Raw genomic sequence first — 23,702 nt, 5'->3', positions numbered from 1 at the left:
GGCCGATCACGGTGGTGTGCAGGGACTGGTACACGCCGAAGCGGGGCTGGGCGATGTAGTCCTTGAAGCGGCCGGGCATCGGCTGCCACATCGCGTGCACCACGCCCATGGCCGCGTAGCAGTCACGCACGTCGTCGACGAGCAGGCGCACGCCGACCAGGTCGTGGATGTCGTCGAAGTCGCGGCCGCGGACGATCATCTTCTGGTTGATCGAGTAGTAGTGCTTGGGGCGGCCCTCGACCTTGGCGATGATGCGCGACTGCTCCAGGTCGCTGGTCAGCTCGCTGGTGACCTTCTGCAGGTAGGTGTCGCGCGAGGGGGCGCGGGTGGCGACGAGGCGGACGATCTCGTCGTACTTCTTGGGCTGCAGGATCGCGAAGGCGAGGTCCTCCAGCTCCCACTTGACGGTGGCCATGCCGAGGCGGTGGGCGAGCGGGGCGAGCACCTCGAGGGTCTCGCGGGCCTTCTTCGCCTGCTTCTCGGGCGGCAGGAAGCGCATGGTGCGCATGTTGTGCAGCCGGTCGGCCAGCTTGATGACCAGTACGCGCGGGTCGCGCGCCATGGCGATGACCATCTTGCGGATCGTCTCGGCCTCGGCCGCGCTGCCGAGCTGCACCTTGTCGAGCTTCGTCACGCCGTCGACCAGGCGCGAGACCTCCTCGCCGAAGTCCTCCTGGAGGTCGGACAGGGCGTAGTCGGTGTCCTCGACGGTGTCGTGCAGGAGCGCGGCGACGAGCGTGATGGTGTCCATGCCCAGCTCACCGAGGATGGTCGCGACGGCGAGCGGGTGGGTGATGTACGGGTCGCCGGACTTGCGGCGCTGACCGCGGTGGGCCTCCTCGGCGACGTCGTAGGCGTGTTGCAGCAGGGCGAGGTCGGCCTTGGGGTGCAGCTCGCGGTGGACGGCGGCCAGGGGTTCGAGCACCTGCTTGACCGGCGCGGACCGCTGCGCGGTGATACGCCTGGCGAGGCGAGCGCGTACGCGCCGTGTGGCTGAGGGCGCGCGAACGGCCGGCGGTGGCGTGGCCTCCGCCGCCGCTCCGGTCTCGACGTTCTGACTCAAAGGCAAGCTCCTTTGAGACTGAGAATAACCGCGTTCGGTCGGAAGATCCGCCGCCGGGTTGATGTTACGCTGTAGTTGAAACTTCAACTGTGGGAGCCAGCCATGTCGATGCCGGTGCTCTACCTCAGCCACGGGGCGCCGCCCCTCGCCGACGACCCGCTGTGGACGCGTCAACTGGCCGACTGGTCGGGCCAGTTGCCGAAGCCCGCCGCGGTGCTGATCGTGTCCGCACACTGGGAGAACGCCCCCCTGACCATCAGCGCGACGACCTCCGTACCGCTGGTCTACGACTTCTGGGGCTTCCCCGAGCATTACTACGAGGTGACGTACCCGGCGCCCGGCGCACCGGAGCTGGCCGCGTCGGTGCGTGCCCTGCTGGGCAACGTCCACGACGACCCCGCCCGCGGCCTGGACCACGGGGCGTACGTGCCGCTGAAGGAGATGTACCCGGACGCCGACGTGCCGGTCCTGCAGATGTCGATGCCCTCACTGGACCCGGCCGAGCTCTTCGCCGTCGGCCAGCGCCTGGCCCCACTCCGAGACGAGGGTGTGCTGATCGTCGGCAGCGGCTTCTTCACCCACAACCTGTCCGCCCTGCGCATGGTCGACGGCCCGGCCGCCGAGGCACCCACCTGGTCAGCCGAGTTCGACCACTGGGGCGCCGAGGCACTGGCAACGAAGGACTTCGACGCACTGCTGGACTTCGAGCACAAGTCGCCGGCCGCCCGCCTGGCCCACCCCCGCACCGAGCACTTCGCCCCACTGTTCGTGTCGCTGGGCGCGAGCGTCGGCACCACGGACACCCCGACCTCGGTGATCGACGGCTACTGGTACGGCCTGGCAAAACGCTCAGTCCAGTTCGACTGAGCCGGACAGTCCAACCAGCGGCACCGCGGCACGCACGTGCTCGAAGACCGGCTGCCGCACAAACCTGGCGTCGGTGAAGGTCGCCTCATCGGCGAACACGGCACCGTCCTTCTTGTCACCGGTCTCCAGGTGCCGAACCCCGCCGAACAGCGTCTCTCCGTGGAACTCCGTGTCGTCGAAGCGGGTAGGACCGTCGAAGTGGACGCCGCGGAACCGCGCCTCGGCGTGGAACCAAGCCCCTCGGAAGCTGGTTGCCTGCTCGAACCGCGCGCCGCCGAAAATCGCTGGCCCCTGGAAGTCGCAGTGCTCGAAGCTGGTCCAGCCGACGAACCGCGCGCCACCGAACGAGCTGCAGCGAACCCGGGCACCCGTCATGTCGAAGCGATAGAGCACCGCGCCGTTCAGTGCGACGTCGATGTTCGGCCAGAACGTCTCGTGCTGTTGACCGTAGGCGCCGGCGAACCGCAGGTGTGCGGCCAGAATGTGCTGTGCCGTTCGCCGCACTTCCAGTTCTCGAAGCTGATTCTCCTCGACGGGCTTGTCGTCGAGTGGCCACGGTGGGGCATTGAACGGGATCCGGAGGTAGGCGCAGAGCAGGTTCACGATGGTCTGGCGCAGAGTCGGGGTGTCCTGCGCGAGCCGTTCCAGTGAGTAGAGGCCGGCGAGTCGGACCGCGGCCTTGTCCGAGCCGAGCTGGTCGGCGGCCTTCGAGTACAGGTCGGTGATTCGCCGTTCGGTGGCGTCGTGGCGGACGTCGGCGGCGGACTGTTCGGCGACGCGGTGGGCCTGCTCCGTCGACCACTGCCGCCGCCCCGCCAGCACTAGGGCCACCGCGCCACCCATACCGGCGCCGATCGCCAGCCCGGTCTTGATCAGCTCAATCTGGTCTGCCGTGTTCGCCGCGTCGACCAGTGTGAGGAGCAGCGCCACGGACAGTGCCGAGCCGAGCGGGACTGGGACGAGGATCAGGGCGGCGATCCACCACCACCGGCCGCGGCGGGCCTGCCAGCCGTCTCGCAAGCGGCTCATAGCGCCTCGCAGAGGTCAGATCGCCTCGCAGCGGTCAGATCGTGCGCAGTGCCTCGATCTTGCGGCCGGGCAGGCGGTTGCGGCCGCCCAGGGCCTGGAGTTCCAGCACGACCGTCACGAGTGAGACCGTCGCGCCGGCGCGTTCGAGTAGTTGGCACGTGGCGTCGACCGTGCCGCCCGTTGCCAGGACGTCGTCCACGACCGCTACCTGGGCGCCGGGTGACACGACGCCGCCGGGGAGTTCCAGGGTGGCGGTGCCGTACTCCAGGGCGTAGTCGACGCGGTCGGCGACCACCGGGAGTTTGCCCGGTTTGCGGATCGCCACCAGGCCTCGGCCGCTGACCACGGCCAGGGCGCCGCCGAGCAGGAAGCCGCGGGCCTCGATGGCCGCGATGGTGTCCACATCCGCCGGGAGCTGGGCGGCCATCGCGTCGATGACCGCCCGTAGCGCCGGCTCGGACGCGAACAGCGGGTTCAGGTCCCGGAACAGCACCCCCGGTGCGGGGAAGTCCGGGACCGTGCGAACCAGTGCCAGCGCGTCCTCGAGATCAGTCACCGGCGGCGCTTGCCGGACGGGCGACCGGGGTGCTTGCCCGCCGGGCGGCCGCGGCGTTGGGCCGCCGCCGTCTTCGGGTTGCGGGCCGGGACGCTGCTGGCCGCGGCCATCGCGCGTTCCTGGCGCAGCTCGGCTTCCAGCGACTCGTCGTCCGTCGTCGCGAGGTCCTCGTCCAGGGCGGCCGCCGCGGCAGGGGCCGGGGAGGCCTCGCGCTCGGCGGCCTTGCGGGCCAGGTTGTCCCGCCGGGCCCGCACGCGGGCCGCCTGCTGCTGGAACTGGGGCTCGCGCATCTTCAGGTCCACGAGCACCGGCGTGGCCAGCGCGATCGAGGACAGGGCACCCGCGATGATGCCGGTCAGCTGCACCAGCGCCAGGTCCTGCAGGGTGCCGACACCGAGCAGGCCGACGCCGACGACCAGCAGGCCCAGCACCGGCAGGGTCGCGATCAGGGACGTGTTGATCGACCGCATCAGCGTCTGGTTCAGCGCCAGGTTCGCCGCCTCCGGGTAGGTGCGGCGGGTCAGCCCCAGCAGGCCGCGGGTGTTCTCCCTGACCTTGTCGAACACCACCACCGTGTCGTACAGCGAGAAACCGAGGATCGTCAGCAGACCGATCACGGTCGCCGGGGTGACCTCGAAGCCGACGATCGAGTACACGCCCGCCGTGACCACGATGTCGTGGACGAGCGCGGCCAGCGCCGCGACGGCCATCCACTTCTCGAAGTACAGCGCGAGGAAGATCGTCACCAGCACCAGGAACACGGCGAGCGCGATCAGCGCCTGCTGCGAGATCTCCCCACCCCACGACGCGCTCACCGCGCTGTCGCTGATGGCCCGCTCGCTCGGCTGCCCGCTGGAGTTCAGCGGCTGGAACCGGCCGAACAGCGCGTCCTTCAGCTTGGTGACCTGGGCGGGGTTCAGCGTCTCCGACCGGATCTGGATCGTCGACGCGCCGCCGGTGCCCACCGTCTGCGTGGCCGCGTCCTCGAAGCCGAGGGTGTTCTTGAAGACGTCCTGGACCTGGCTGACCGCGATGTCGCCGTGCGCGCCGTGCGCGGGCATCGAGATCCGGGTGCCGCCGGTGAAGTCGATGCCGAGGTTGAAGCCGCGGAACACGATCGACCCCACGCACACGAGGATCAGGATCGCGAAGAAGACGTACCACCGCTTGCGCTTGCCGACCACGTCGAGCGCACCGGTGCCCACGTGGAGCCGGTGGAAGAAGCTGTCCTTCTTGACGGGCGCTGCCTTCACGTCAGCCACGTCACGCCTCCTTCGCCACGGTACGGGCGGCGGCCGCCCGCCGCTCGCTCGCCTGGCGCTGTACCGCGCCCAGCCCCGACATGCCCGGCCTCGACAGGAACTTCGACCGCGACGCCAGCGCCACCAGCGGGTGCGTCACGAGGAAGACCACGACCAGGTCGAGCACAGTGGACATGCCCAGTGTGAACGCGAAGCCGCGGACCTGGCCCACCGCCAGCACGTACAGCACGCCGGCGGCGAGGAACATGACCGCGTCCGCGGACAGGATCGTCCGCCGACCGCGCACCCACGCCCTGGGTACCGCGGAGCGGAACGTCCTGCCCTCGCGTATCTCGTCTTTCAGCCGTTCGAAGAAGATGACGAACGAGTCCGCGGTGATACCGATGGCCACGATGAACCCGGCGACACCGGCGAGGTCGAGCGTGAACCCGATCCACCGGCCGAGCAGCACCAGGACCGCGAACACGATCACACCGGAACAGACCAGCGACAGCATCGTCAGCAGGCCGAGCACCCGGTAGTAGAACAGGCAGTAGACGAACACCAGCAGCAGGCCGAGCGCGCCCGCGATCAGGCCGGCCTTCAGCGAGGCGAGGCCCAGCGTCGCGGACACCGTCTCCGCCTCGGACGAGTCGAACGACAGCGGCAGCGAGCCGTACTTCAGCACGTTCGCGAGGTCCTTGGCCTCCGCGGAGGAGAACCCGCCCTGGCCACCGGTGATCTGGGTCTGACCGGTGATGGCGCCCTGGATCTGCGGCGCCGAGACGACCTGGGTGTCGAGCACGAACGCGGCCATCTCGTTGACGTGGGCCGAGGTGTAGTCGGCCCAGGTCTTGCCGCCGGAGCTGTTGAAGTCGAGGGTGACGACGTAGCCGACGCCCTGGGGGTCCGGCGCGGAGCCGGCGTTGCTGATGTCGGTGCCGTCGAGGAAGGTCGGGCCGAGGATGTACTTGGCCGTGCCGTCCTGGTCGCAGGCCACCAGCGGCTTGTTGCGGTCGTCGTTGCCGACCAGCGGGTCCGGCTTCGAGCAGTCGAGCGCGGCCATCGCCATCTGCTGGGTGGTCTGGTCGGCCTGGACGGTGCCGTCCTTGCTCGGCGCGAGCTTGTCGGACTGGCGGCAGGCGCGACCGAGCTGGATGAGCTGGGCCGTGGTGACCTTGCTGTCCCGGTTCGCCTTGACGTCCTTGGCGTAGGTGTCGACGTCTTCGGAGTACTTCGGGCACGCCACCAGCGGGTCGGCGAGGATCGCGGGGTCCAGCTTGTCGCCGTCGGCGGCGCCCGAGGACGGCGGCGCGGTGGTCGTCGTGGTGGCGGGCGGCGTGGACGGGGCCGTGCTGGCCGGCTGGCCGGCGACGGCCGGGGCGGGACGGCCCTGCGGGTTGTTCGAGGCGCTCGACCCGACCGACGGGTTGTCGCTCGACGGCGGCGTGGTCGTCTCGCTGGCCGGCGGGGTGGTCGGCTGGGTCGACGTCGTGTCGCTCGCCGGCTGGGTGGCGGCCTGCGGCTGCCCGATCACCGCGCGGAACCGGAGCTGGGCGGTCTGGCCGAGGTTCTTGGCCTGGTCGCCCTCCTCGCCCGGTACCGTGATGATGATGTTGGTGCCGTCCAGCACGACCTCGGTGCCGCTGACACCGATGCCGTTGACGCGGGTCTCGATGATCTGCCGCGCCTGGTTGAGGGCCTCCTTGCTCGGCGCCTCACCGTTGAGCGTGCGTGCGGTCAGCGTGACGCGGGTGCCGCCCTGGAGGTCGATGCCGAGCTTCGGGCTGGGTTTGTGATTGCCCGTCCCGAACAGCAGGCCATAGAGCAGAACCACGATGAAAACGAAGAACGCGAGATAGCGTCCTGGGCGGATCTGCCCGGCGGATGAGGCCACGGTCGGTCGATCTCCTTGAACCTACAGGGGTGGGCGCGCGTGTGTTGGTCACGTGACTGCGCCCGCACCCGTTGCCTGTGTGGGTGAGGGCGCAGCGTACCTGCCGCGACGTGAGGGCCGTGTCACACGGTCACGCCACGCTCACGCGGAGAGCTACTTCTTCTTGCCCGACTCGAGCTCGGCGTCGTCCTTGATGGCCGGCGGCTCGTTGGTCTCGGCGTCGACGGTGTCGGGCACCGCGACGACCTCGATGGCCTCGATGTCGTCGATGCCTTCGATGTCGTCCGCGTCCTCGACCAGCTCCTCGACGGGACCGACCTTCTCGCGGACGGCGGCACGCAGCCACTCGGTCTCGATACCGGGGGAGATCTCCAGCGTCACGGTCGTGCCGTCTTCCGCGTCGGTGATCGTGCCGTACAGACCCGAGGTGGTCATCACCCGGTCACCGACCTCCAGCGAGTTCTGGAGAGTCGCTTGCTGCTCCTGCGCCTTGCGCTGGCGCCGGGTCATGAAATACATCATGACGCCCAGCAGCCCGAACAGCAGGAGCATGGGGAGGAGTTCCATAGTCGTCCGTCCGTGAGTTACCTAGTCCGCGGCGTGCGCGGTGTCACCGTTCATGTCGCTGTCGAACAGGGTAGGCGGCACCGGGCCAGGAGCGGTAGGCGGGGGCAAAAGCCCCAAATGGGACCATGCCGCCGCCGTGGCCACCCGGCCTCGGGGCGTCCTCGCGAGCATCCCTGCCCGTACCAGGTACGGCTCGCACACCTCTTCTACGGTACTTGCCTCCTCGCCGACCGCCACAGCCAGTGTCGAGACGCCCACCGGACCACCGCCGAACGACCGCACGAGCGCGTCGAGCACGGCCCGGTCCAGCCGGTCGAGGCCCAGCTCGTCGACGTCGTAGACCTGGAGCGCCGCCCTGGCGACGTCCCTGGTCACGACCCCGTCCGCGCGGACCTCGGCGAAGTCGCGCACCCGGCGGAGCAGCCGGTTGGCGATGCGGGGCGTGCCGCGGGAGCGGCCGGCGATCTCCGCGGCGCCGTCGGGCCGCAGCTCGACGCCGAGGATCGTGGCGGACCGGCGCACCACGCGGTCCAGCTCCTCGGCCGAGTAGAACTCCATGTGCGCGGTGAAGCCGAACCGGTCGCGCAGCGGCCCGGTCAGCGTCCCGGACCGGGTGGTCGCGCCGACCAGCGTGAACGGCGCGATCTCAAGGGGGATGCTGGTGGCGCCGGGGCCCTTGCCGACGACCACGTCGACGCGGAAGTCCTCCATCGCCAGGTAGAGCATCTCCTCGGCCGGCCGGGCGATCCGGTGGATCTCGTCGATGAACAGCACGTCGCCCTCGACGAGGTTGGACAGCATGGCCGCGAGGTCGCCGGCCCGCTCCAGCGCGGGACCGGAGGTGATGCGCAGCGAGGCGTCCAGCTCCGCGGCGATGATCATGGCGAGACTGGTCTTGCCGAGGCCGGGCGGGCCGGACAGCAGCACGTGGTCCGGCGGCACGCCACGCCGGACGGCGCCCTGGAGGACCAGCTCGAGCTGCTCACGGACCCGGTGCTGCCCGATGAACTCGGCGAGCCGCTTGGGGCGCAGCGTCGCCTCGTCGTCCCCCGGCAGTACCTCCGGGGTGGCCAGCGAGTCCTCGTCCGTCACGGTTTCATCGTGCACGACCGTCTACCGCTTGTTGCCCAGGGTGGCGAGCGCCCTGCGCAGGACGGTCGAGGTGTCGGACGTGCCGTTCTCGGCGAGGACCCCGTCGACGGCCTGTTCGGCCTGCTTGGCCGGGAAGCCGAGGCCGGTCAGCGCCTCGACCACGCTCCCCCGCACCGCGCCGTTGCCCGTGGCCACGGACCCGGCGGTGACGGCGGCGAGCGCGCCGACCTTGTCCCGCAGTTCGATGATCAGCCGTTCCGCACCCTTGCGGCCGATGCCGGGGACCTGGGTGAGCACGGCGATGCTGCCCTCCGCGAGCGCCGCGCGCAGCTGGGCGGGGTCGAGCACGGCGAGCGTGGCCATGGCGATGCGCGGGCCGATCCCGGAGACGGTCTGCAGCAGGCCGAACAGCTCGCGTGCCTCGGCGTCGGCGAAGCCGAACAGGGTCAGCGAGTCCTCGCGGACGACGAGCGTGGTCTCGAGGATCGCCTCCGCACCGGTGCGGAGGGTGGCGAGCGTGGCCGGGGTGGCGGTGATCAGCAGGCCGACCCCGCCGACCTCGACGACCAGGTGGTCCAGGCCGATCGAGAGCACCTTCCCGCGTACGCGCGAGATCATGTGGACTGTTCCGCCTCTCCGGAATTCACCGTCTTGGTCGCGTCGAGGAACGAATGTTCCGTTCGGTCACGCACTTGTGGCCGGTTCACGTCACGTTCCCCCGCGGTGCGGTGGGGAGCCGCTCGGTCGGCGCACGGGGCGTCATGTCGTCTTCCTCTTCGCGGCGGCCGCCGCGAGCCGTGCCTTGTGGTTGCGGGCGAGCTCGGCGGCCCGCGCCTCCGCCTCGGCGAGCCGGTCGCGCATGGGTGCGCGCCAGACGTGGCAGATGGCGATGGCGAGCGCATCCGCGGCGTCGGCCGGTTTCGGCGCCGTCGTGAGCCCGAGCAGTTTGGTGACCATACCGGTGACCTGCGCCTTGTCCGCACGGCCCGACCCGGTGACCGCGGCCTTGACCTCGGAGGGGGTGTGGAACACGACCCGCAGCCCGCGCCGGGCGGCGGCGAGCGCGACCACGCCGCCGGCCTGGGCGGTGCCCATCGCGGTGCGGACGTTGTACTGGCTGAACACCCGCTCGACGGCGACGACGTCCGGCTTGTGGCGGTCGAGCCAGCCCTCGACGGCGTCGGCCACGGCGAGCAGGCGGACGGACAGCTCGGCGTCGACCGGCGTGCGGACCACGCCGACCTCGACGCACGTCAGCTCGCGGCCGACCGCCCCGTCCACCACGGCGATCCCGCACCTGGTCAGACCGGGGTCGACGCCCAACACCCGCATGGTCCTGCCTCCCGAGAACATCAGTTCGAACTCTAGGGGGTCGGGACCCGGACCCGGCGCACCGACACGGTTGAACCGGACGTCGGCCCCGTTGGACAGGAGGGTTCGGCTTGACACCCGTGTTAGAAATTCAGCAACGGGAAATGTAAGCGCTTCCAACCACGGAAGGCCGCTGTCATGTCGGGTCGGGAACGGCGCCCGGTCACCATCTACGAGGTGGCTGAACGGGCCGGGGTGTCCATCGCCACCGTGTCCCGGGCGCTGCGTGACTCCCAGCTGGTCGCGGCCCCCACCCGGCGCCACGTGCGCGAGGTCGCCGAGGAGCTGCGGTTCCGCCCCAGCGGCGCGGGCCGTGCGCTCGCCGAGGGACAGCACGCCGCCAACGGCATCGTCTTCCCCGACCTGTCCGGCCCCTACTACGCGGAGGTCCTGCTCGGCTACGAGGAGGTCGTCGCCGAGCTGGGCCGCAGCGTGCTGATCCTCGCCACGAACGGCCGGCGGGGCGCCGCGGACGCCGTGCTGGAGCTGGCGGGACGCGTCGACGGCATGGTGATCATGGGCCGGACCGTGCGGGACGGCGTCGTGGGGCGGATCGCCGACACGGGGCTGCCGCTCGTGCTGCTGGCGCGCACCCCCGTCGGGCTGGTCGACACGGTCACCGCCGACAACGAGCGCAGCGCCCGCGACCTGACCGCGCACCTGCTCGGCCACGGCCACCGGACGTTCGCGTTCCTCGGGGATCCGGGTGAGTCGCCGGATGTGACGGGTCGGTACGCGGGGTTCCGCCAGGCGCTCACCGAGGCCGGGCGCGCGGTGCCGGCCCCGGCCCCGTGTGCGTTCGACGTGCGCTCCGGCTACGCGGCGGCCCGGGAGCTGCTGTCCGGCACCAGGCCGGACGCCATCGTCTGCGCCAACGACGAGGTCGCGCTCGGCGCGTTGCGGGCGGCGGAGGACCTCGGCCTGTCCGTGCCCGGCGACCTGGCCCTGACCGGCTGGGACGACGTCATGGCCGCCGACTACGCGCGGCTGACCACCGTGCACCAGTCCATGCGCGAACTCGGCGCGACCGCGGCCCGCTGGCTGGACGAGCGGATCCAGGGCAGCGCGACGCCCGCGCGCCATGAGGTGTTGCCGACCCGGCTGGTGGTGCGGACCAGCTGCGGCGTCCACGAGTCGGGAGGTAGGGCATGACCAGGCGTTTTCTGGCCGCGGTGGCAGTGGCGGCGCTCGCGCTGTCGGCGTGCGGCCGGGACGGCGACGACGGCGGCGCCAAGCGGGGTGAGGCGGTCTCCGGGGGCACGGCGTCGGGCGACCTCAGCGTGTGGGCCATGGGCACCGAGGGCGAGAAGCTGTCGGTGCTGGCCGACGCGTTCATGAAGGAGAACCCGGACGCGCACGTGACCGTGACCCCGGTGCCCTGGGACGGCGCCCACAACAAGCTGTCCGCGGCCATCGCCGGGCAGCAGACGCCGGACGTGACCATGCTGGGCACCACGTGGGTCGGCGAGTTCGCGAAGACCGGCGCGCTCGACGTCGTGCCGCCCGAGCTGGTGGACAAGGACGACTTCTTCCCCGGCGCCTGGGAGACCGGGGTCGTGGACGGCACCTCGTTCAGCGTGCCCTGGTATGTGGAGACGCGGCTGCTGTACGTGAACTCCTCGGTCGCCGAGAAGGCCGGGATCTCCGCCGCGCCGAAGACGTGGGCCGAGCTGACCAGGGCCGTCGAGGACATGCGGACCAAGGGCGGCGCCAGGTGGGGCATCTACCTGCAGCCTGGCCAGACGGGTGCGTGGCAGACCGTGATGCCGTTCGTGTGGCAGAACGGCGGGGATATCTACGACGGTCAGAAGTTCACCCTGGACTCGCCGGAGGTCGTGCAGGCGCTCGACTACTACCGGTCCTTCTACGACAGCGGACTGTCCACCCGCGACCGGCTGCGCGAGGGCGAGACGGAGCCGAAGCTGCTGTCGGGCGAGATCGCGTCGTTCGTCTCCGGCCCGTGGCACATCGGGTTGCTGGACGAGCTGGGCGGCAAGGGAAAGTACGAGCTGTGGCCCATGCCGACCGGGTCGGGCGACTTCACGTCGTTCATCGGCGGCAGCAACCTCGCGGTGTTCAAGGGCGCCAAGAACCGGGACGCGGCGTGGAAGTTCGTGTCGTACCTGATGCGGCCGCGGGTGCAGGTGAAGTGGTACCGGACGGTGGCGGACCTGCCGTCGGTGCAGGCGGCGTGGGACGACGAGGCGCTGGCGGGTGACAAGCGGCTGGCGCTGTTCGGCGAGCAGCTGGACAAGGCCAAGGCGCCGCCGTCGATCCCGACGTGGGAGCAGATCGCGGCCGGGATCGACACGGAGCTGGAGAAGGTCGCCAAGGGCACCGAGTCCGCGGCCGACGCGGCGAAGGCCATGCAGGCGCAGGCGACGTCGATCGGCACCGGTGGCTGAGGTGTCGGGTCGGCCCGGCACGGCGGCCGGGAAGGCGTCGACCCGGGCAGACCCGGGCGGTGCCGCTGCCACGGCCCGCGACCGGACACCCGACCAGGCCGCCGGCGGCGGTGTGGTGGCCGGCACACGGCCGGGCCGGAGGTCCGGTCCACCTCGTGTGGGCCGCACCCTGACGGGGTGGGGCTTCGCGCTGCCGTTCGCCCTGCTGTTCGGCGTGTTCACCGCGGGGCCGGTGGCCGCGTCGCTGCTCATGAGCCTCACGGACCTCCGCGGCACCGACCTGCGCACCCCCCTCAACGTCGACTTCGTCGGGCTCGACAACTACCTCCGGCTCCTGCGCGACGAGAAGTTCCTCACCGCGGCCGGCAACACGGCGGTCTTCGTCGTGGTCGGGGTGCCGCTCACCATGGCACTGGCGCTCGTCGTCGCGCTGGGGCTCAACTCCGGGCTGGTGCGGTTCCAGGCGGTGTTCCGCGTCGGCTACTACCTGCCGGTCGTCACGAGCATCGTCGCGATCTCCGTCGTGTGGCGGTTCGTCCTGCAGCCGGACACCGGTCTGCTCGACGAGATCCTCGGCCTCTACGGCATCCACGGGCCGAACTGGCTCAACGACAGGAGGTTCGCACTGCCGACGCTGATCGTCATGAGCGCGTGGCGCAACCTCGGCTTCGGGATGGTGATCTTCCTGGCCGGGCTGCAGGCGATCCCGAAGGACCTCTACGAGGCGGCCACGATCGACGGCGCGCGCCGCCTCGCCCAGTTCCGGTACCTGACCGTGCCGATGCTGCGGCCGACCATGCTGTTCGTCGCGGTGGTCACGACGATCGGCTACGTCCAGTTCTTCGAGGAGCCGTTCGTGATGACGCAGGGTGGCCCGCTCGACTCGACGCTGTCGGTCGCCTACCACACCTACAACCAGTTCGGGTTCGGCAACTACGGCTACGCGTCCGCCATGGGCTACGTGCTGTTCGTGGTCGTGGTACTGCTGTCGATCGCCTGGTTCAAGCTGCTGAGGAGCGACGTTGACTAGCCGCCGCGCACGGGACCGGGTCGCGCGGACGGCCCTGTACGCGATCCTGGTCGGCGGGCTGGTGCTCGTCGCCGGGCCGTTCGTGTGGATGCTGCTGTCCTCGCTCAAGCCGGAGGCCGAGATCCGCGCGGACCCGCCGACGTGGTGGCCGCACGACCCGACGCTCGCCAACTACGGCAGCCTGTTCCAACGCCTCGACTTCCCCACGTACTTCACGAACTCGGCGGTCGTCGCCGTGGTGACGACGCTGGGCAACCTGCTGTTCTGCAGTGCCGCCGGGTACGCGCTCGCGAAGCTGCGGTTCGCCGGCCGGCGCGTGCTGTTCGGGATCGTGCTGGGCACGCTGATGGTGCCGAGCATCGTCACGATCGTGCCGCTGTTCGTGCTGTCGTCGAACCTCGGGTTGGTCAACACGCTGGCCGGGCTCATCCTGCCGTATCTGGCGCAGGCGTTCGGCGTGTTCCTGATGCGCCAGTTCATCCTGTCCATTCCGGACGACCTGCTGGAGGCCGCGCGCATCGACGCGGCGTCGGAGTGGCGGATCTTCTGGCGGATCGTGCTCCCGCTGTGCCGGCCGGCGCTCGCCACGCTCGGCATCCTGACGTTCCTGGCCTCCTGGAACAACTTCCTGTGGCCGCTGGTCGCGGCGACGGAGGAGGGAACCTACACGCTGCCGGTCGCACTGGCGCTCTACGCGATCGGGCAGAACCGGACCGAGTACGACATCCTCATCGCCGGCGCGGTCGTGGTCGTACTGCCGGTGCTCGTCGTTTTCGTCCTGCTGCAACGTCATTTCGTCCGCGGTATCGCGACGACCGGACTGAAGTAGGTGCCATGTCCCGATTACGAACCGCCGTGGTCGCGGTGCTCGCGGCCGCTCTGCTCACCCCCGTCACCCCCGCCGACGCGTCCCCGGCGCTACGGCTGGTCCGCGACACGTGGCGGTCGTTCACCGCGATGACCGTCCCGTCGACGGGACTGCCCGCGGACCACATCGGCGGCGCGCTCGACCCGGCGACGCGGGCGAGGTACACGTCGCCGACGAACATCGGCTCGTACCTGTGGTCGGCGGTCGTGGCCGAGGACCTCGGCGTGATCTCGCGCCGGGAGCTGGTGTCCCGCGTGCGGACCACGCTGTCGTCGCTGGGGCGCCTGCGGCGGCATCCCGCGTCCGGGCAGTTCTACAACTGGTACGACCCGGCGACGCTGTCGCTGCTGCACACGTGGCCCGAGGACGGGTCGGTGGTGTACCCGTTCGCGTCCAGTGTGGACAACGCGTGGCTGGCGGCCGCGCTGATGGTCGTGCGCAACGCGGTGCCCGAGGTGCGGGCTCAGGCGCAGGAATTGTTGGCGCCCATGGACTTCGCGTTCTACTACGATCCGGTGGCGCGTGGCCCGGAGGTGCCGGCGGGCCTGATGCGCGGCGGCTTCTGGGACGCCCCGCCCCCGGCGCCCCAGTGCTCGCTGCCCGGCAACTACACCGGCGCCGGCCCGGAGGTGTACTACACCTGCCACACGTACGGCACGTTCGCCTCGGAGACGCGGATGATCACGTACGTGGCGATCTCGCTGGGCCAGGTGCCGGCGGCGCACTACTTCGCGCCGTGGCGGACGTTCCCGGACACCTGCGACTGGGGGTGGCAGGAGCAGAAGCCGGCGGGCCGGTTCGTGGACTACCTCGGCGTGCCGGTGTTCGAGGGCAGCTACACCTACCGCGGGCTGCGGTTCGTGCCGACGTGGGGCGGTGACATGTTCGAGGAGCTGATGCCGGACATGTTCGTGCCGGAGGTGGCGTGGGGCCGCGACTCGTGGGCGCGGCAGCATTCGGTGTACGTGCGCGGGCAGATCGAGCACGGGCTCTCCGACGCGAAGTACGGTCACTGGGGTTTCTCGCCGTCGTCGAACCCGGAGGGCGGCTATCGGGAGTACGGTGTCGACCTCATGGGGCTCGACACGCTCGGCTACACGAGCGACGAGGAACGCACGTCGGTGGACGTGGGTTTCGAGGGTTGCCGAGACCCGCAACCACTGCCATCGTCTTACGGTGACGGCGTGGTGACCCCCCACGCGGTCGTGCTGGCGTCGGCGTACCAGCCACACGCGGCGGCGGCGGAGCTGGCGAGGCTGCGCCGGGACTTCGACAGCTACGGCCCCGGTGGCTTCTACGACGCGGTCGCCGTGCGCAGCGGCACGGTGGCGAAGCGGTACCTGGCGCTGGACCAAGGGATGATCATGGGTGCTCTGGGCAACCTGGTCGGTGGCAACGTCCTGCGCGACGCCTTCACGCCGGGCGGCCCGACCACGCGCCTACGACCGGTCATGGCGATGGAGGAGTTCAACCTCCCGCGTCGCCAGTGACCTCTCACGCCGGGGCGGGTGCGGGCCACCCCCTCCCCCATCCGCTCCGGCCCCGCGCCCTTCACGGCGTGCGCGGAATCCTGATCGGGGGTTCGATCAGCTCGGGGGTCAGGGGCCGCTCGGGCAGGAACCACGGGTCGGTGGCGGCGCCGTCCGGGTTGGGGCGCCACGTGCGGCAGATCCTGTCGAGCTTGACCGGGTAGATGGTCAGGGTGCCGTCGTCGGCGATGTGCATGCGCAGGAAACCCTTGTGGTCCTCGACGCTCTGGCCGGCCATCAGCTCGTTCAGGTTGATGCCGCGGCGGCTCGCGACCAGCAGGTACAGCGCGACCACCTCGGCGTCGACGAAGCCGATGAGCACGGGGGTGCCGACCGCGGCGACGAGGAACACCAGCCAGTCCCCGACCGCGCCGTGCGGGAGCACGTCGTGGTAGAGCCAGCGGATCGCCAGTGCCCAGCCGACGCTCAGCGCCAGGTGCCCCACCGCGTGCATCGCACCCGCGATGACATGCCGGCGAGCGGCCCCCGGCAGCTCCAACCGGGCGAACGCCACACCGGCCAGGACCAGCACGCCCGCCACGATGACCGCCGGTGACCACGACGTCAGCAGGCCGAACACACCCGACCGCACGGCGGACTCGGTCAGTCCGTACAGCATGGCCATGGTGGTGAGCAGCTGGGTGGCGCCGGTCAGGCCCCAGAAGCCGAGGTTGCGCCAGGGCAGCCGGAAGATGCCCGCCGCCAGACGCCCGGTGTGCCGCGGGTAGCGGGTCTTCAGCTCGAACCGCGTGGCCTGGGCCGGTTCACGCACCCGCGACCGGTGCGGTGGCAGGGTCAGCTCCACCGGCAGGTGATCGGTGGCCGCCAGGTAGGCGCCGCCCAGACCGCAGGTGATCAACTGGCTGGTGCCGGCCTGTTCGGCGTAGCGCGCGTAATGGTGCGTGTCGCCGGACAGCATGAGGCGGACGCTCGCGCCCCGGGGGCGGATGATCTCGCGCTGGAAGAACTCGACCGTGTCGTAGCCCTTGGTCGCACCACCCGCGCCGGCGGGCACCCAGTCGGGCGTCGAGGTGCAGAGGATGACCGCGTCACCGTCCTGGAGGTCGGCCGAGGCGGTGCGGAAGTACTCCAGCTGGGGCGCGTCGAGGTAGTCGTCGAACTGGGTGTCGATGGCGTAGAGCCACCAGCGCTGCGGAAGCCTGACCGCGAAGTAGCTGCGGGTCTGCTCGGTCTGCCAACCGCCGAACGGCCTGCGCTGGGCGAACACGCGGAGGAACGAGGTGAGACCGTCGTACCAGTCGTGGTTGCCGGGCAGCGCGAGCAGCGTCGGCGGCTGCGGTGGCGCGACGGGCAACGCGGCGCGGTAGACGCCTTTCGTGCGGTCCTCGTAGCGGCTGGTCGAGGCGGCGGGATAGACCTGGTCACCGCCCATGATCAGCAACCGACCGCGCGGGGTGGTGGTCTCTTGGCCGCGCGGGGTGGCCGTTTCGTGGCCGGGCCGGGCGGCGGTATCGAGGCGTGGCGGGGTGGCGGTTTCGAGGCCGGGCGGGGTGGCCGTTTCGTGGCTGGGCCGGGCGGCGGTCCCGAGGCGTGGCGGGGTGGCGGTTTCGAGGCCGGGCGGCGCGACAGTCCCGAGGTCGAGCGACGGAGCGGCGAGCAGCGAGGCGACGGAGTAGGTGGCGTCGAACCCGTCACCGAGGTCGGCGACGTAGTCGAACCACAGCTCGTCGTGGCCGCCATGGTCATGGATGACGGCGGGAAGGCTGCCCTGAAGCTCCCGCTTGTCCGCGTAGGACCCGAATATCTCCGCGACGAGCGACTGCGCCCCGGTGGTGATCAGGACCTTCGGCCCGAGCCAGCGAACGGCCTTCCGTGGCCGAAAGCCGAGCTGCGCCTCGGACATGTCCTGTGGTCGCGGTCGTGCCATCCGTCCAGCCTGTAACAAGATCGTCGCGCTGTCCACGCGGGGGCCTGGCCTCCGGGCCGCCCGTGGGTCGGGATCAGCCCCGCATCAGCGGGTGCCGTAGCCCTGAGGTGGGTAGCCCTGCGGCGGGTAAGGCTGCCGCGGCGGATAGCCGTGCGGCGGGACCTGCGGCTGCGGGCCGGTCCCCGGTGCGCCGTACGGCCCCGGTCCGTACGGGCCAGCGGCGGGCATACCCGGCGGTGGCGTGCCCGGGCCGGGCATCGGCGTCTGCCACGGCATGCCAGGCACCCCCTGACCCGGATAGGCAGGCGAGGGCATACCGGGCGGTGGCGTACCAGGCCCGGACATCCCCGGCGCACCCATCGGTGCGCCGGACATTCCCGGTGGCATACCCGGAGCGCCCATCACCGGCATTCCCGGTGGCACACCCGGTCCCCCCGGCAAACCCGGAGGCGGCGTCCCCGGACCGGCCATCGCGGGGGTCGGCATGCCGTGTGGCATACCCGGTCCCGGCATCCCGACCGGCGGCATCCCGCCGGTTGCCATCATCTCCTTGGCCTGCGCTCCCGGAATGCGCTGCTCGTGCTCGCACGCCGAACAGAACAGCGTGTGCTTCTTGCCGATCGGGAAGAGTGGAATCCAGAACAGCGTGAACTTCGTCGTCAGCTTGCGCAGTACGTGTTCCGACGCGTTCCCGCACTGGCCGCACACCAACCGCAGTACGGCCAGCACCTGGACGTACGTCTTCCAGCCATAGATGATCATCCGGGTTCGCCTTCGTCGTCGGGGCCGACGCGGTGAGGGTACGCGACGGCGCCGACGGGTCTTCGGCGTGTGAGGGTTTTGCTGCTTCTGGCCTGTTCAGGTGAGACGGCCACGGGGGCAACTTCCTTGCGGCAACAGTGAAATCGCGCTGTCAATGGTCAGGAGCGCGCGTCAGGGGCCGTCGACGCCGGGTGTCCAGCTCTCCGGGAGACCGCTCTCGGTGAGCACCGGCTGCCACAGGTCGAACCCGGGCGGGGCGTCGGCCTCCCACGGCCAGTCGTCCTCCGGGGTCGCGGTGATCAACTGCACCGCGTCGAAGTCGCCGTCCGGGTGGAGGAGGAAGACGCTGCCGAAGAACTCGAAGTAGTGGCCCCTGTTGACGCGCTCGACGGTGACCAGCACGCCTTCCAGCAGGTCGTCCCAGACCTGGCCGGGCGGGAACTCCTCACCCTGGCTGGCGCGGTCGATGTAGGCGTCGATCAGGTGCCGGCCGGCGCCCTCGGGCAGTCCGATGGTCACCGCCTCGGGAATGCCGTAGCGCTGCCACACGCCGACCGAGAAGGTGTAGGGCGCACCGTCCTTGTCCCCGGCGACCTCGACGATCGCCCTGCCGTGGGCGTCGACCTGCGCGACCAGGTGGTCGCGCAGCCGACGCTCCTCGACCGATAAGGGCAGGTCAGGCATCAACCTCGGCCATGACATCGTCGGAGATATCGAAATTGGCGTACACGTTCTGCACGTCGTCGCTGTCCTCGAGGGCGTCGATCAGGCGGAAAACCTTGCGCGCGGCCTCGGCGTCCAGCGGGACGGTGACCGACGGGAGGAAGCTCGCCTCCGCGGACTCGTAGTCGTAGCCCGCTTCCTGTAGCGCCTTGCGCACCTCGACCAGGTCGGTGGCCTCGGACACGACCTCGAAGCTCTCGCCCAGGTCGTTGACCTCCTCGGCGCTGGCCTCGAGGACGGCCATGAGCACGTCGTCCTCGGACAGGCCGTTCTTCGGCAGGATCACCACACCCTTGCGGTTGAACAGGTACGCCACCGAGCCCGGGTCGGCCATGTTGCCGCCGTTGCGGGTCATCGCGGTGCGGACCTCGCTCGCGGCGCGGTTGCGGTTGTCGGTGAGGCACTCGATCAGCACGGCGACGCCGTTGGGGCCGTAGCCCTCGTACATGATCGTCTGCCAGTCCGCGCCGCCGGCCTCCTCGCCGCCGCCACGCTTGCGGGCGCGCTCGATGTTGTCCTGCGGAACCGAGTTCTTCTTGGCCTTCTGGATCGCGTCGAACAGCGTCGGGTTGCCGTCGGGGTCACCGCCGCCGGTCCGCGCGGCCACCTCGATGTTCTTGATCAGCTTCGCGAAGAGCTTGCCCCGCTTGGCATCCAGTGCGGCCTTCTTGTGCTTCGTAGTCGCCCATTTTGAGTGGCCGCTCACGACCGCTCCTCGCAGGCTCCGAGCGGCCGCTCGCGGTCGCCCTGTGTTATCTGGTTCGCTCCGCAAGCTCCGCTCACGACGTTCCCTCCACCATCTCCACGAACAGTCTGTGTACCCGCGTGTCCCCCGTCAGCTCGGGGTGGAACGCCGTGGCCAACACGGGACCCTGACGAACCGCGACGATCCTACCGGCGGCGGCTTCACCACCGGGGACCTGCGGGTCATCACCGACCCTGGCGAGCACCTCGACCTCCGGTGAGGCGGACTCGACCCACGGCGCGCGGATGAACACGGCGTGCACCCTGCCGGAGACGCCGGCGAAGTCGAGGTCCTCCTCGAACGAGTCGACCTGCCGGCCGAACGCGTTGCGCCGCACGATCATGTCGAGGCCGCCGAGCTGGTGCTGGTCCTCCCGCCCGTCGAGCACCTTGCTGGCCAGCAGGATCATGCCGGCGCAGGAGCCGTAGACGGGCATGCCCCGCTGGACGCGCTCCCGCAGCGGGTCGAGCAGCCCGAAGATGTCGAGCAGCCGCGACATCGTGGTCGACTCGCCGCCCGGCAGGACCAGGCCGTCCACTTCGGACAGCTCGCCGGGCCGGCGCACCGCGGTCGCGCGGGCCCCACTCGCCTCGAGCGCGGCGGCGTGCTCGCGCACGTCACCCTGCAGCGCGAGGACACCGATCAGCGGACCAGCGGACACCTGTGGACCTCCTACTATTCAGACCAGCTTACTTACGGCACGCCGAGCGCCCGCAGCCCGGCCGCGACCAGCGCCGCCGCGACGACCACCACCACGAACGGCGCCTTGCGCCACGCCAGCAGGGCCCCGGCGAGCACCCCGGCCGGCAGCGCGATCCCGGCGAACCTCCCGCCGTCGGTGAGCGCGGTGGTCGCGATGAGCGCGACGAGCAGGACCGTCGCGGCGGTGGAGAGCAGCTCGGTGAGGCGCGGCGGGAGCGCGGCCTCGTCCCCCTGAGCCCTGGCGAGCCGGGAGCGCAGGAGCGGCCCGGCGAGCCGGAAGGCATAGGTCCCGACAGCGAGAACAAGGATGGCGACGAGGTTCATGCCGGCACCTGCTCGCGGGGTGCGGGCACGAGTGCCACCAGCCCCACGAGGGCCAGCAGCACCGGCACCCCCGCCGGCAGGAACGGGGTCGCGGCCAGGGCGACCGCCGCCCCGAGCAGGGCCGCGTTGCGCGTGCGCGGGTTCCGCAGCGACGGCAGCACCAGCGCCAGCAGCCCCGCCGGGAAGGCCGCGTCCAGGCCGAAGGCGTCCGTGTCGGCGATGACCTGGCCGGCGGCGGCGCCGACGATCGTGCCGAGGTTCCACACGACGAAGGCGCACGTGCCGAGGAACCAGAACACCGCCCGGGCCCGCTCGGGATCGTCCTTCTGCGCCATGGCGAACGCGACCGACTCGTCGATGAGCAGGTGCGAGCCCACGGCCCGGGACAGGAACCCCCGGCCCATGATGTCGCCGAGCGCCAGGCCGAACGGCAGGTGCCGCGCGTTGAGCACCAGCGCACCCGCCACCGCCGCGACCAGGCCGCCACCCGCGGCCACCACGCCGACCACCATGAACTGCGACCCGCCCGCGAACACGAGCACGGACAGCGCGGACGGCATCCACCAGTCGAGCCCGCTGGCCACCGCGATCGCGCCGAAGGACACGCCGATGACCCCGATCGCGCCGGCCATCGCCAGGGTGTCGCGGTGCAACGAGGGAGTGAGTGTTCGCCAGATCGAACGCATGGCTTTTATGATGAACAGAAGGTGAGCGTTCGTCAAGGCGAACGATCGGTCTTACACAACGAACACGGGAGCTGACTGATGGCACAGGCACCCCTCGACGTCATCGCGTTCTCACTGCGTCGCGAGCGGGAGCGCGTCGGGCTGTCACTGTCCGAGCTGGCCAAGCGCGCGGGCATCGCGAAGTCGACGCTGTCCCAGCTGGAGGCGGGGAGCGGCAACCCGAGCGTGGAGACGCTGTGGGCGCTGGGGGTGGCCCTCGACGTGCCGTTCAGCCGGCTGGTGGACCCGCCACGGCCGAAGGTGCAGATCATCCGCGCCGGTGAGGGACCGGCGGTGTTCTCCGAGCGGGCCGACTACGTGGCGACGCTACTGGCCTCCTGCCCGCCCCACGCCCGCCGCGACGTCTACCTGATCTCCGCCGAGCCGGGCTCGGTCCGCTCGTCCGAACCCCACATGCCCGGCGTGGTCGAGCACGTCGTGCTGTGCGCGGGCCGGGCGCGGCTCGGGCTCACCGACGACCCCGTCGAGATCGCCCCGGGCGACTATGTGGCCTACCCGGGCGACCTCCCACACATCTTCGAGGCGCTGGAACCCGGCACCTTCTCGGTGATGGTCTCGGAACACTGGTGATCACCGGTGTCGAGTGGCCCCGCTCCGCTCGTCAGTCCAGCCGCCGGCGGCCGTTCACCAGCCACGCTCGGCGAGGCGGTGCGGCTCCGGGACCTCCTCGACGTTGATGCCGACCATGGCCTCACCGAGGCCGCGCGACACCTTCGCGATCACGTCCGGGTCGTCGTGGAACGCCGTGGCCTGCACGATCGCCTTGGCGCGGGCGGCGGGGTCGCCGGACTTGAAGATGCCCGAGCCGACGAACACGCCCTCGGCACCCAGCTGCATCATCATCGCCGCGTCGGCCGGGGTGGCGATGCCGCCCGCGGTGAACAGCACGACCGGCAGCTTGCCCAACGAGGCCACCTCGCGCACCAGCTCGTACGGCGCCTGCAGCTCCTTGGCCGCGACGAACAGCTCGTCCTCCGGCAGCGACGTCAGCCGCTTGATCTCGGCGCGGATCCTGCGCATGTGCGTGGTCGCGTTCGACACGTCACCGGTGCCGGCCTCGCCCTTGGAGCGGATCATGGCCGCGCCCTCGGTGATCCGGCGCAGCGCCTCGCCCAGGTTGGTGGCGCCGCACACGAACGGCACGGTGAACTGCCACTTGTCGATGTGGTTGGCGTAGTCGGCCGGCGTGAGCACCTCGGACTCGTCGACGTAGTCGACACCGAGCGACTGCAGCACCCGCGCCTCGACGAAGTGGCCGATGCGGGCCTTGGCCATCACGGGGATGGAGACCGCGCTGATGATCCCGTCGATGAGGTCGGGGTCGCTCATCCGGGCCACCCCGCCCTGCGCGCGGATGTCCGCGGGCACGCGTTCCAGCGCCATGACGGCCACGGCACCGGCGTCCTCGGCGATCTTGGCCTGGTCGGCGGTGACCACGTCCATGATCACGCCGCCCTTGAGCATCTCCGCCATGCCCCGCTTCACCCGCGCCGTCCCGGTGGCGACCTCGGTAGCGGCAGACGTCGAATCAGTAGTCACGAATCACCCTCCTCTGTGGATCCCCTGTCAAGTCTAGGTTCCAGGTGGCTATCAAGGACGGGCCAATTCACTGGTAATTCGTCAGGCCACTTCTTCGCTTGGGGTTGTCTGACCTGGAAAACAGGAGTGAGATCGAGCACATAGCAAACACACCGAAACCCGGCTGACAGTGCGGTCAGCGGAAAGGGTGAGTGGCATGGCCAGCAAACAATCGGAAAACGGTGACGGCGGAGCCGCGGTCGCTGTAGACGACCCGGCCAAGGTGCGCAACATCGTTCTCGTCGGGCCGTCCGGCTCCGGTAAGACGACCCTGACGGAAGCCCTGCTCGCGGTGACCGGTGTGATCTCCCGGGCGGGCACGGTGACCGAGGGCACGACGATCTGCGACCACGACCCGGCGGCGCAACGCCAGCAGCGCTCGGTCGGTCTGTCGGTGGCCCCGCTCGTGCACGACGACGTCAAGATCAACCTGATCGACACCCCCGGGTACGCGGACTTCGTCGGCGAGGTGCGTGCCGGCCTGCGTGCCGCCGACGCCGCGCTGTTCGTGGTGTGCGCGGCCGAGGGCGTCGACCCCGCGACCATCGCGCTGTGGGCGGAGTGCGCCGCCGTCGGCATGCCCCGCGCCGTGGTGGTCGCCAGGCTGGACCACCAGCGCGCGGACGCCATGGCCGAGATCCGGGCCTGCCAGGAGGCCTTCGGCGCGGGCGTGCTGCCGCTGTACCTGCCGGCCGGCGGCGGCAAGACAGGGCTTCTGG

Annotated in this window: 25 protein-coding genes; 8 read left to right on the top strand and 17 right to left on the bottom strand. The window is 70.6% G+C overall.

From position 1 onward, the window contains the following. On the bottom strand, positions 1–1,063 hold a 1,063-nt coding region (locus tag ACJ73U_RS13485), incomplete at its 3' end, for a RelA/SpoT family protein (RefSeq protein ID WP_407777934.1). Positions 1,064–1,165: 102 nt separating this feature from the next. On the opposite strand from ACJ73U_RS13485, the gene ACJ73U_RS13480 reads away from it, so the two are divergent. Beyond that, a complete protein-coding gene (locus ACJ73U_RS13480) occupies positions 1,166–1,930 on the top strand; it encodes a dioxygenase (protein ID WP_407777933.1) in 765 nt (254 codons plus the stop codon). Here ACJ73U_RS13480 and ACJ73U_RS13475 read toward each other — a convergent pair. The 8 genes from ACJ73U_RS13475 to ruvC form a co-directional block, all read right to left on the bottom strand. After that, complete coding sequence (locus ACJ73U_RS13475; RefSeq protein WP_407777932.1) at positions 1,913–2,959, bottom strand: pentapeptide repeat-containing protein; 1,047 nt, start codon at positions 2,957–2,959, stop codon at positions 1,913–1,915. The genes ACJ73U_RS13480 and ACJ73U_RS13475 overlap by 18 nt on opposite strands. A 34-nt stretch (positions 2,960–2,993) precedes the next feature. Continuing rightward, positions 2,994–3,515: an adenine phosphoribosyltransferase gene (locus ACJ73U_RS13470; protein WP_407777931.1), complete on the bottom strand. Its 522-nt coding sequence runs from the start codon at positions 3,513–3,515 to the stop codon at positions 2,994–2,996. Then, positions 3,512–4,777 carry a protein translocase subunit SecF gene (secF, locus tag ACJ73U_RS13465; RefSeq protein ID WP_407777930.1) on the bottom strand — a complete coding sequence of 422 codons (1,266 nt, stop codon included), beginning with the start codon at positions 4,775–4,777 and terminating at the stop codon, positions 3,512–3,514. Before secF ends, ACJ73U_RS13470 begins: the two co-directional genes overlap by 4 nt. Before the next feature lies 1 nt (position 4,778). Further along, positions 4,779–6,653 carry a protein translocase subunit SecD gene (gene secD, locus ACJ73U_RS13460; RefSeq protein ID WP_407777929.1) on the bottom strand — a complete coding sequence of 625 codons (1,875 nt, stop codon included), beginning with the start codon at positions 6,651–6,653 and terminating at the stop codon, positions 4,779–4,781. Between the two features lie 153 nt (positions 6,654–6,806). Further along, positions 6,807–7,205 (bottom strand): preprotein translocase subunit YajC, encoded by a 399-nt coding sequence (gene yajC / locus ACJ73U_RS13455; RefSeq protein WP_407777928.1) that lies wholly within the window; start codon positions 7,203–7,205, stop codon positions 6,807–6,809. A 36-nt stretch (positions 7,206–7,241) separates the two neighbouring features. Next, complete coding sequence (gene ruvB / locus ACJ73U_RS13450) at positions 7,242–8,312, bottom strand: Holliday junction branch migration DNA helicase RuvB (RefSeq protein WP_407777927.1); 1,071 nt, start codon at positions 8,310–8,312, stop codon at positions 7,242–7,244. Between the two features lie 21 nt (positions 8,313–8,333). Continuing rightward, entirely contained in the window at positions 8,334–8,930 is a 597-nt protein-coding gene (ruvA, locus tag ACJ73U_RS13445) for a Holliday junction branch migration protein RuvA (RefSeq protein ID WP_407777926.1), read from the bottom strand. Positions 8,931–9,071: 141 nt separating this feature from the next. Then, positions 9,072–9,644, bottom strand: coding sequence for a crossover junction endodeoxyribonuclease RuvC (gene ruvC, locus ACJ73U_RS13440; RefSeq protein WP_407777925.1), 573 nt, complete (start codon positions 9,642–9,644; stop codon positions 9,072–9,074). 216 nt (positions 9,645–9,860) lie between these two features. On the opposite strand from ruvC, the gene ACJ73U_RS13435 reads away from it, so the two are divergent. The 5 genes from ACJ73U_RS13435 to ACJ73U_RS13415 are packed head-to-tail and all read left to right on the top strand — an operon-like array spanning position 9,861 to position 15,476. Beyond that, positions 9,861–10,835 (top strand): LacI family DNA-binding transcriptional regulator, encoded by a 975-nt coding sequence (locus tag ACJ73U_RS13435; RefSeq protein WP_407777924.1) that lies wholly within the window; start codon positions 9,861–9,863, stop codon positions 10,833–10,835. Continuing rightward, positions 10,832–12,088 (top strand): sugar ABC transporter substrate-binding protein, encoded by a 1,257-nt coding sequence (locus ACJ73U_RS13430; protein ID WP_407777923.1) that lies wholly within the window; start codon positions 10,832–10,834, stop codon positions 12,086–12,088. The genes ACJ73U_RS13435 and ACJ73U_RS13430 overlap by 4 nt, the downstream gene beginning before the upstream one ends. Further along, positions 12,081–13,118, top strand: coding sequence for a carbohydrate ABC transporter permease (locus ACJ73U_RS13425; protein ID WP_407777922.1), 1,038 nt, complete (start codon positions 12,081–12,083; stop codon positions 13,116–13,118). The genes ACJ73U_RS13430 and ACJ73U_RS13425 overlap by 8 nt, the downstream gene beginning before the upstream one ends. Further along, on the top strand, positions 13,111–13,947 hold the full coding sequence (locus ACJ73U_RS13420; protein ID WP_407777921.1) for a carbohydrate ABC transporter permease: 837 nt from the start codon (positions 13,111–13,113) through the stop codon (positions 13,945–13,947). The genes ACJ73U_RS13425 and ACJ73U_RS13420 overlap by 8 nt, the downstream gene beginning before the upstream one ends. Positions 13,948–13,952: 5 nt before the next feature. Further along, the gene (locus tag ACJ73U_RS13415; protein ID WP_407777920.1) at positions 13,953–15,476 is read left to right on the top strand and encodes a glucoamylase family protein; all 1,524 of its coding nucleotides are present in this window, start codon (positions 13,953–13,955) and stop codon (positions 15,474–15,476) included. Between the two features lie 61 nt (positions 15,477–15,537). Here ACJ73U_RS13415 and ACJ73U_RS13410 read toward each other — a convergent pair whose 3' ends face one another. The 7 genes from ACJ73U_RS13410 to ACJ73U_RS13380 all read right to left on the bottom strand — a co-directional run bounded on the left by ACJ73U_RS13410 (position 15,538) and on the right by ACJ73U_RS13380 (position 21,345). Continuing rightward, the gene (locus tag ACJ73U_RS13410; protein WP_407777919.1) at positions 15,538–17,403 is read right to left on the bottom strand and encodes a metallophosphoesterase; all 1,866 of its coding nucleotides are present in this window, start codon (positions 17,401–17,403) and stop codon (positions 15,538–15,540) included. 84 nt (positions 17,404–17,487) lie between these two features. Then, positions 17,488–18,165, bottom strand: coding sequence for a hypothetical protein (locus tag ACJ73U_RS13405; RefSeq protein WP_407777918.1), 678 nt, complete (start codon positions 18,163–18,165; stop codon positions 17,488–17,490). Between the two features lie 171 nt (positions 18,166–18,336). Beyond that, positions 18,337–18,849, bottom strand: a complete 513-nt coding sequence (locus ACJ73U_RS13400) for a DUF4262 domain-containing protein (RefSeq protein WP_407777917.1) — start codon at positions 18,847–18,849, stop codon at positions 18,337–18,339. Next, positions 18,842–19,594, bottom strand: a complete 753-nt coding sequence (locus ACJ73U_RS13395; RefSeq protein WP_407777916.1) for a YebC/PmpR family DNA-binding transcriptional regulator — start codon at positions 19,592–19,594, stop codon at positions 18,842–18,844. Before ACJ73U_RS13395 ends, ACJ73U_RS13400 begins: the two co-directional genes overlap by 8 nt. 73 nt (positions 19,595–19,667) lie before the next feature. Beyond that, a complete protein-coding gene (gene pdxT, locus ACJ73U_RS13390) occupies positions 19,668–20,294 on the bottom strand; it encodes a pyridoxal 5'-phosphate synthase glutaminase subunit PdxT (RefSeq protein ID WP_407777915.1) in 627 nt (208 codons plus the stop codon). Positions 20,295–20,326: 32 nt separating this feature from the next. Then, positions 20,327–20,659 (bottom strand): AzlD domain-containing protein, encoded by a 333-nt coding sequence (locus ACJ73U_RS13385; protein WP_407777914.1) that lies wholly within the window; start codon positions 20,657–20,659, stop codon positions 20,327–20,329. Next, positions 20,656–21,345 (bottom strand): AzlC family ABC transporter permease, encoded by a 690-nt coding sequence (locus tag ACJ73U_RS13380; RefSeq protein WP_407777913.1) that lies wholly within the window; start codon positions 21,343–21,345, stop codon positions 20,656–20,658. Before ACJ73U_RS13380 ends, ACJ73U_RS13385 begins: the two co-directional genes overlap by 4 nt. Positions 21,346–21,423: 78 nt before the next feature. On the opposite strand from ACJ73U_RS13380, the gene ACJ73U_RS13375 reads away from it, so the two are divergent. Next, positions 21,424–21,975 carry a helix-turn-helix domain-containing protein gene (locus ACJ73U_RS13375; RefSeq protein ID WP_407777912.1) on the top strand — a complete coding sequence of 184 codons (552 nt, stop codon included), beginning with the start codon at positions 21,424–21,426 and terminating at the stop codon, positions 21,973–21,975. A 54-nt stretch (positions 21,976–22,029) separates the two neighbouring features. Here the strand turns inward: ACJ73U_RS13375 and pdxS are convergent, their stop codons facing one another. Then, positions 22,030–22,944 carry a pyridoxal 5'-phosphate synthase lyase subunit PdxS gene (gene pdxS / locus ACJ73U_RS13370; RefSeq protein WP_407777911.1) on the bottom strand — a complete coding sequence of 305 codons (915 nt, stop codon included), beginning with the start codon at positions 22,942–22,944 and terminating at the stop codon, positions 22,030–22,032. Positions 22,945–23,140: 196 nt separating this feature from the next. Here pdxS and ACJ73U_RS13365 point away from each other — a divergent pair. Further along, the coding region (locus tag ACJ73U_RS13365; RefSeq protein ID WP_407777910.1) for a GTP-binding protein at positions 23,141–23,702 on the top strand (562 nt) is incomplete at its 3' end.

Origin of the sequence: Actinophytocola sp. (genome assembly GCF_045807065.1) — a bacterium.
Taxonomy (GTDB): Bacteria; Actinomycetota; Actinomycetes; order Mycobacteriales; family Pseudonocardiaceae; genus Actinophytocola.
This window is presented reverse-complemented; position numbering and strand designations above follow the sequence as displayed.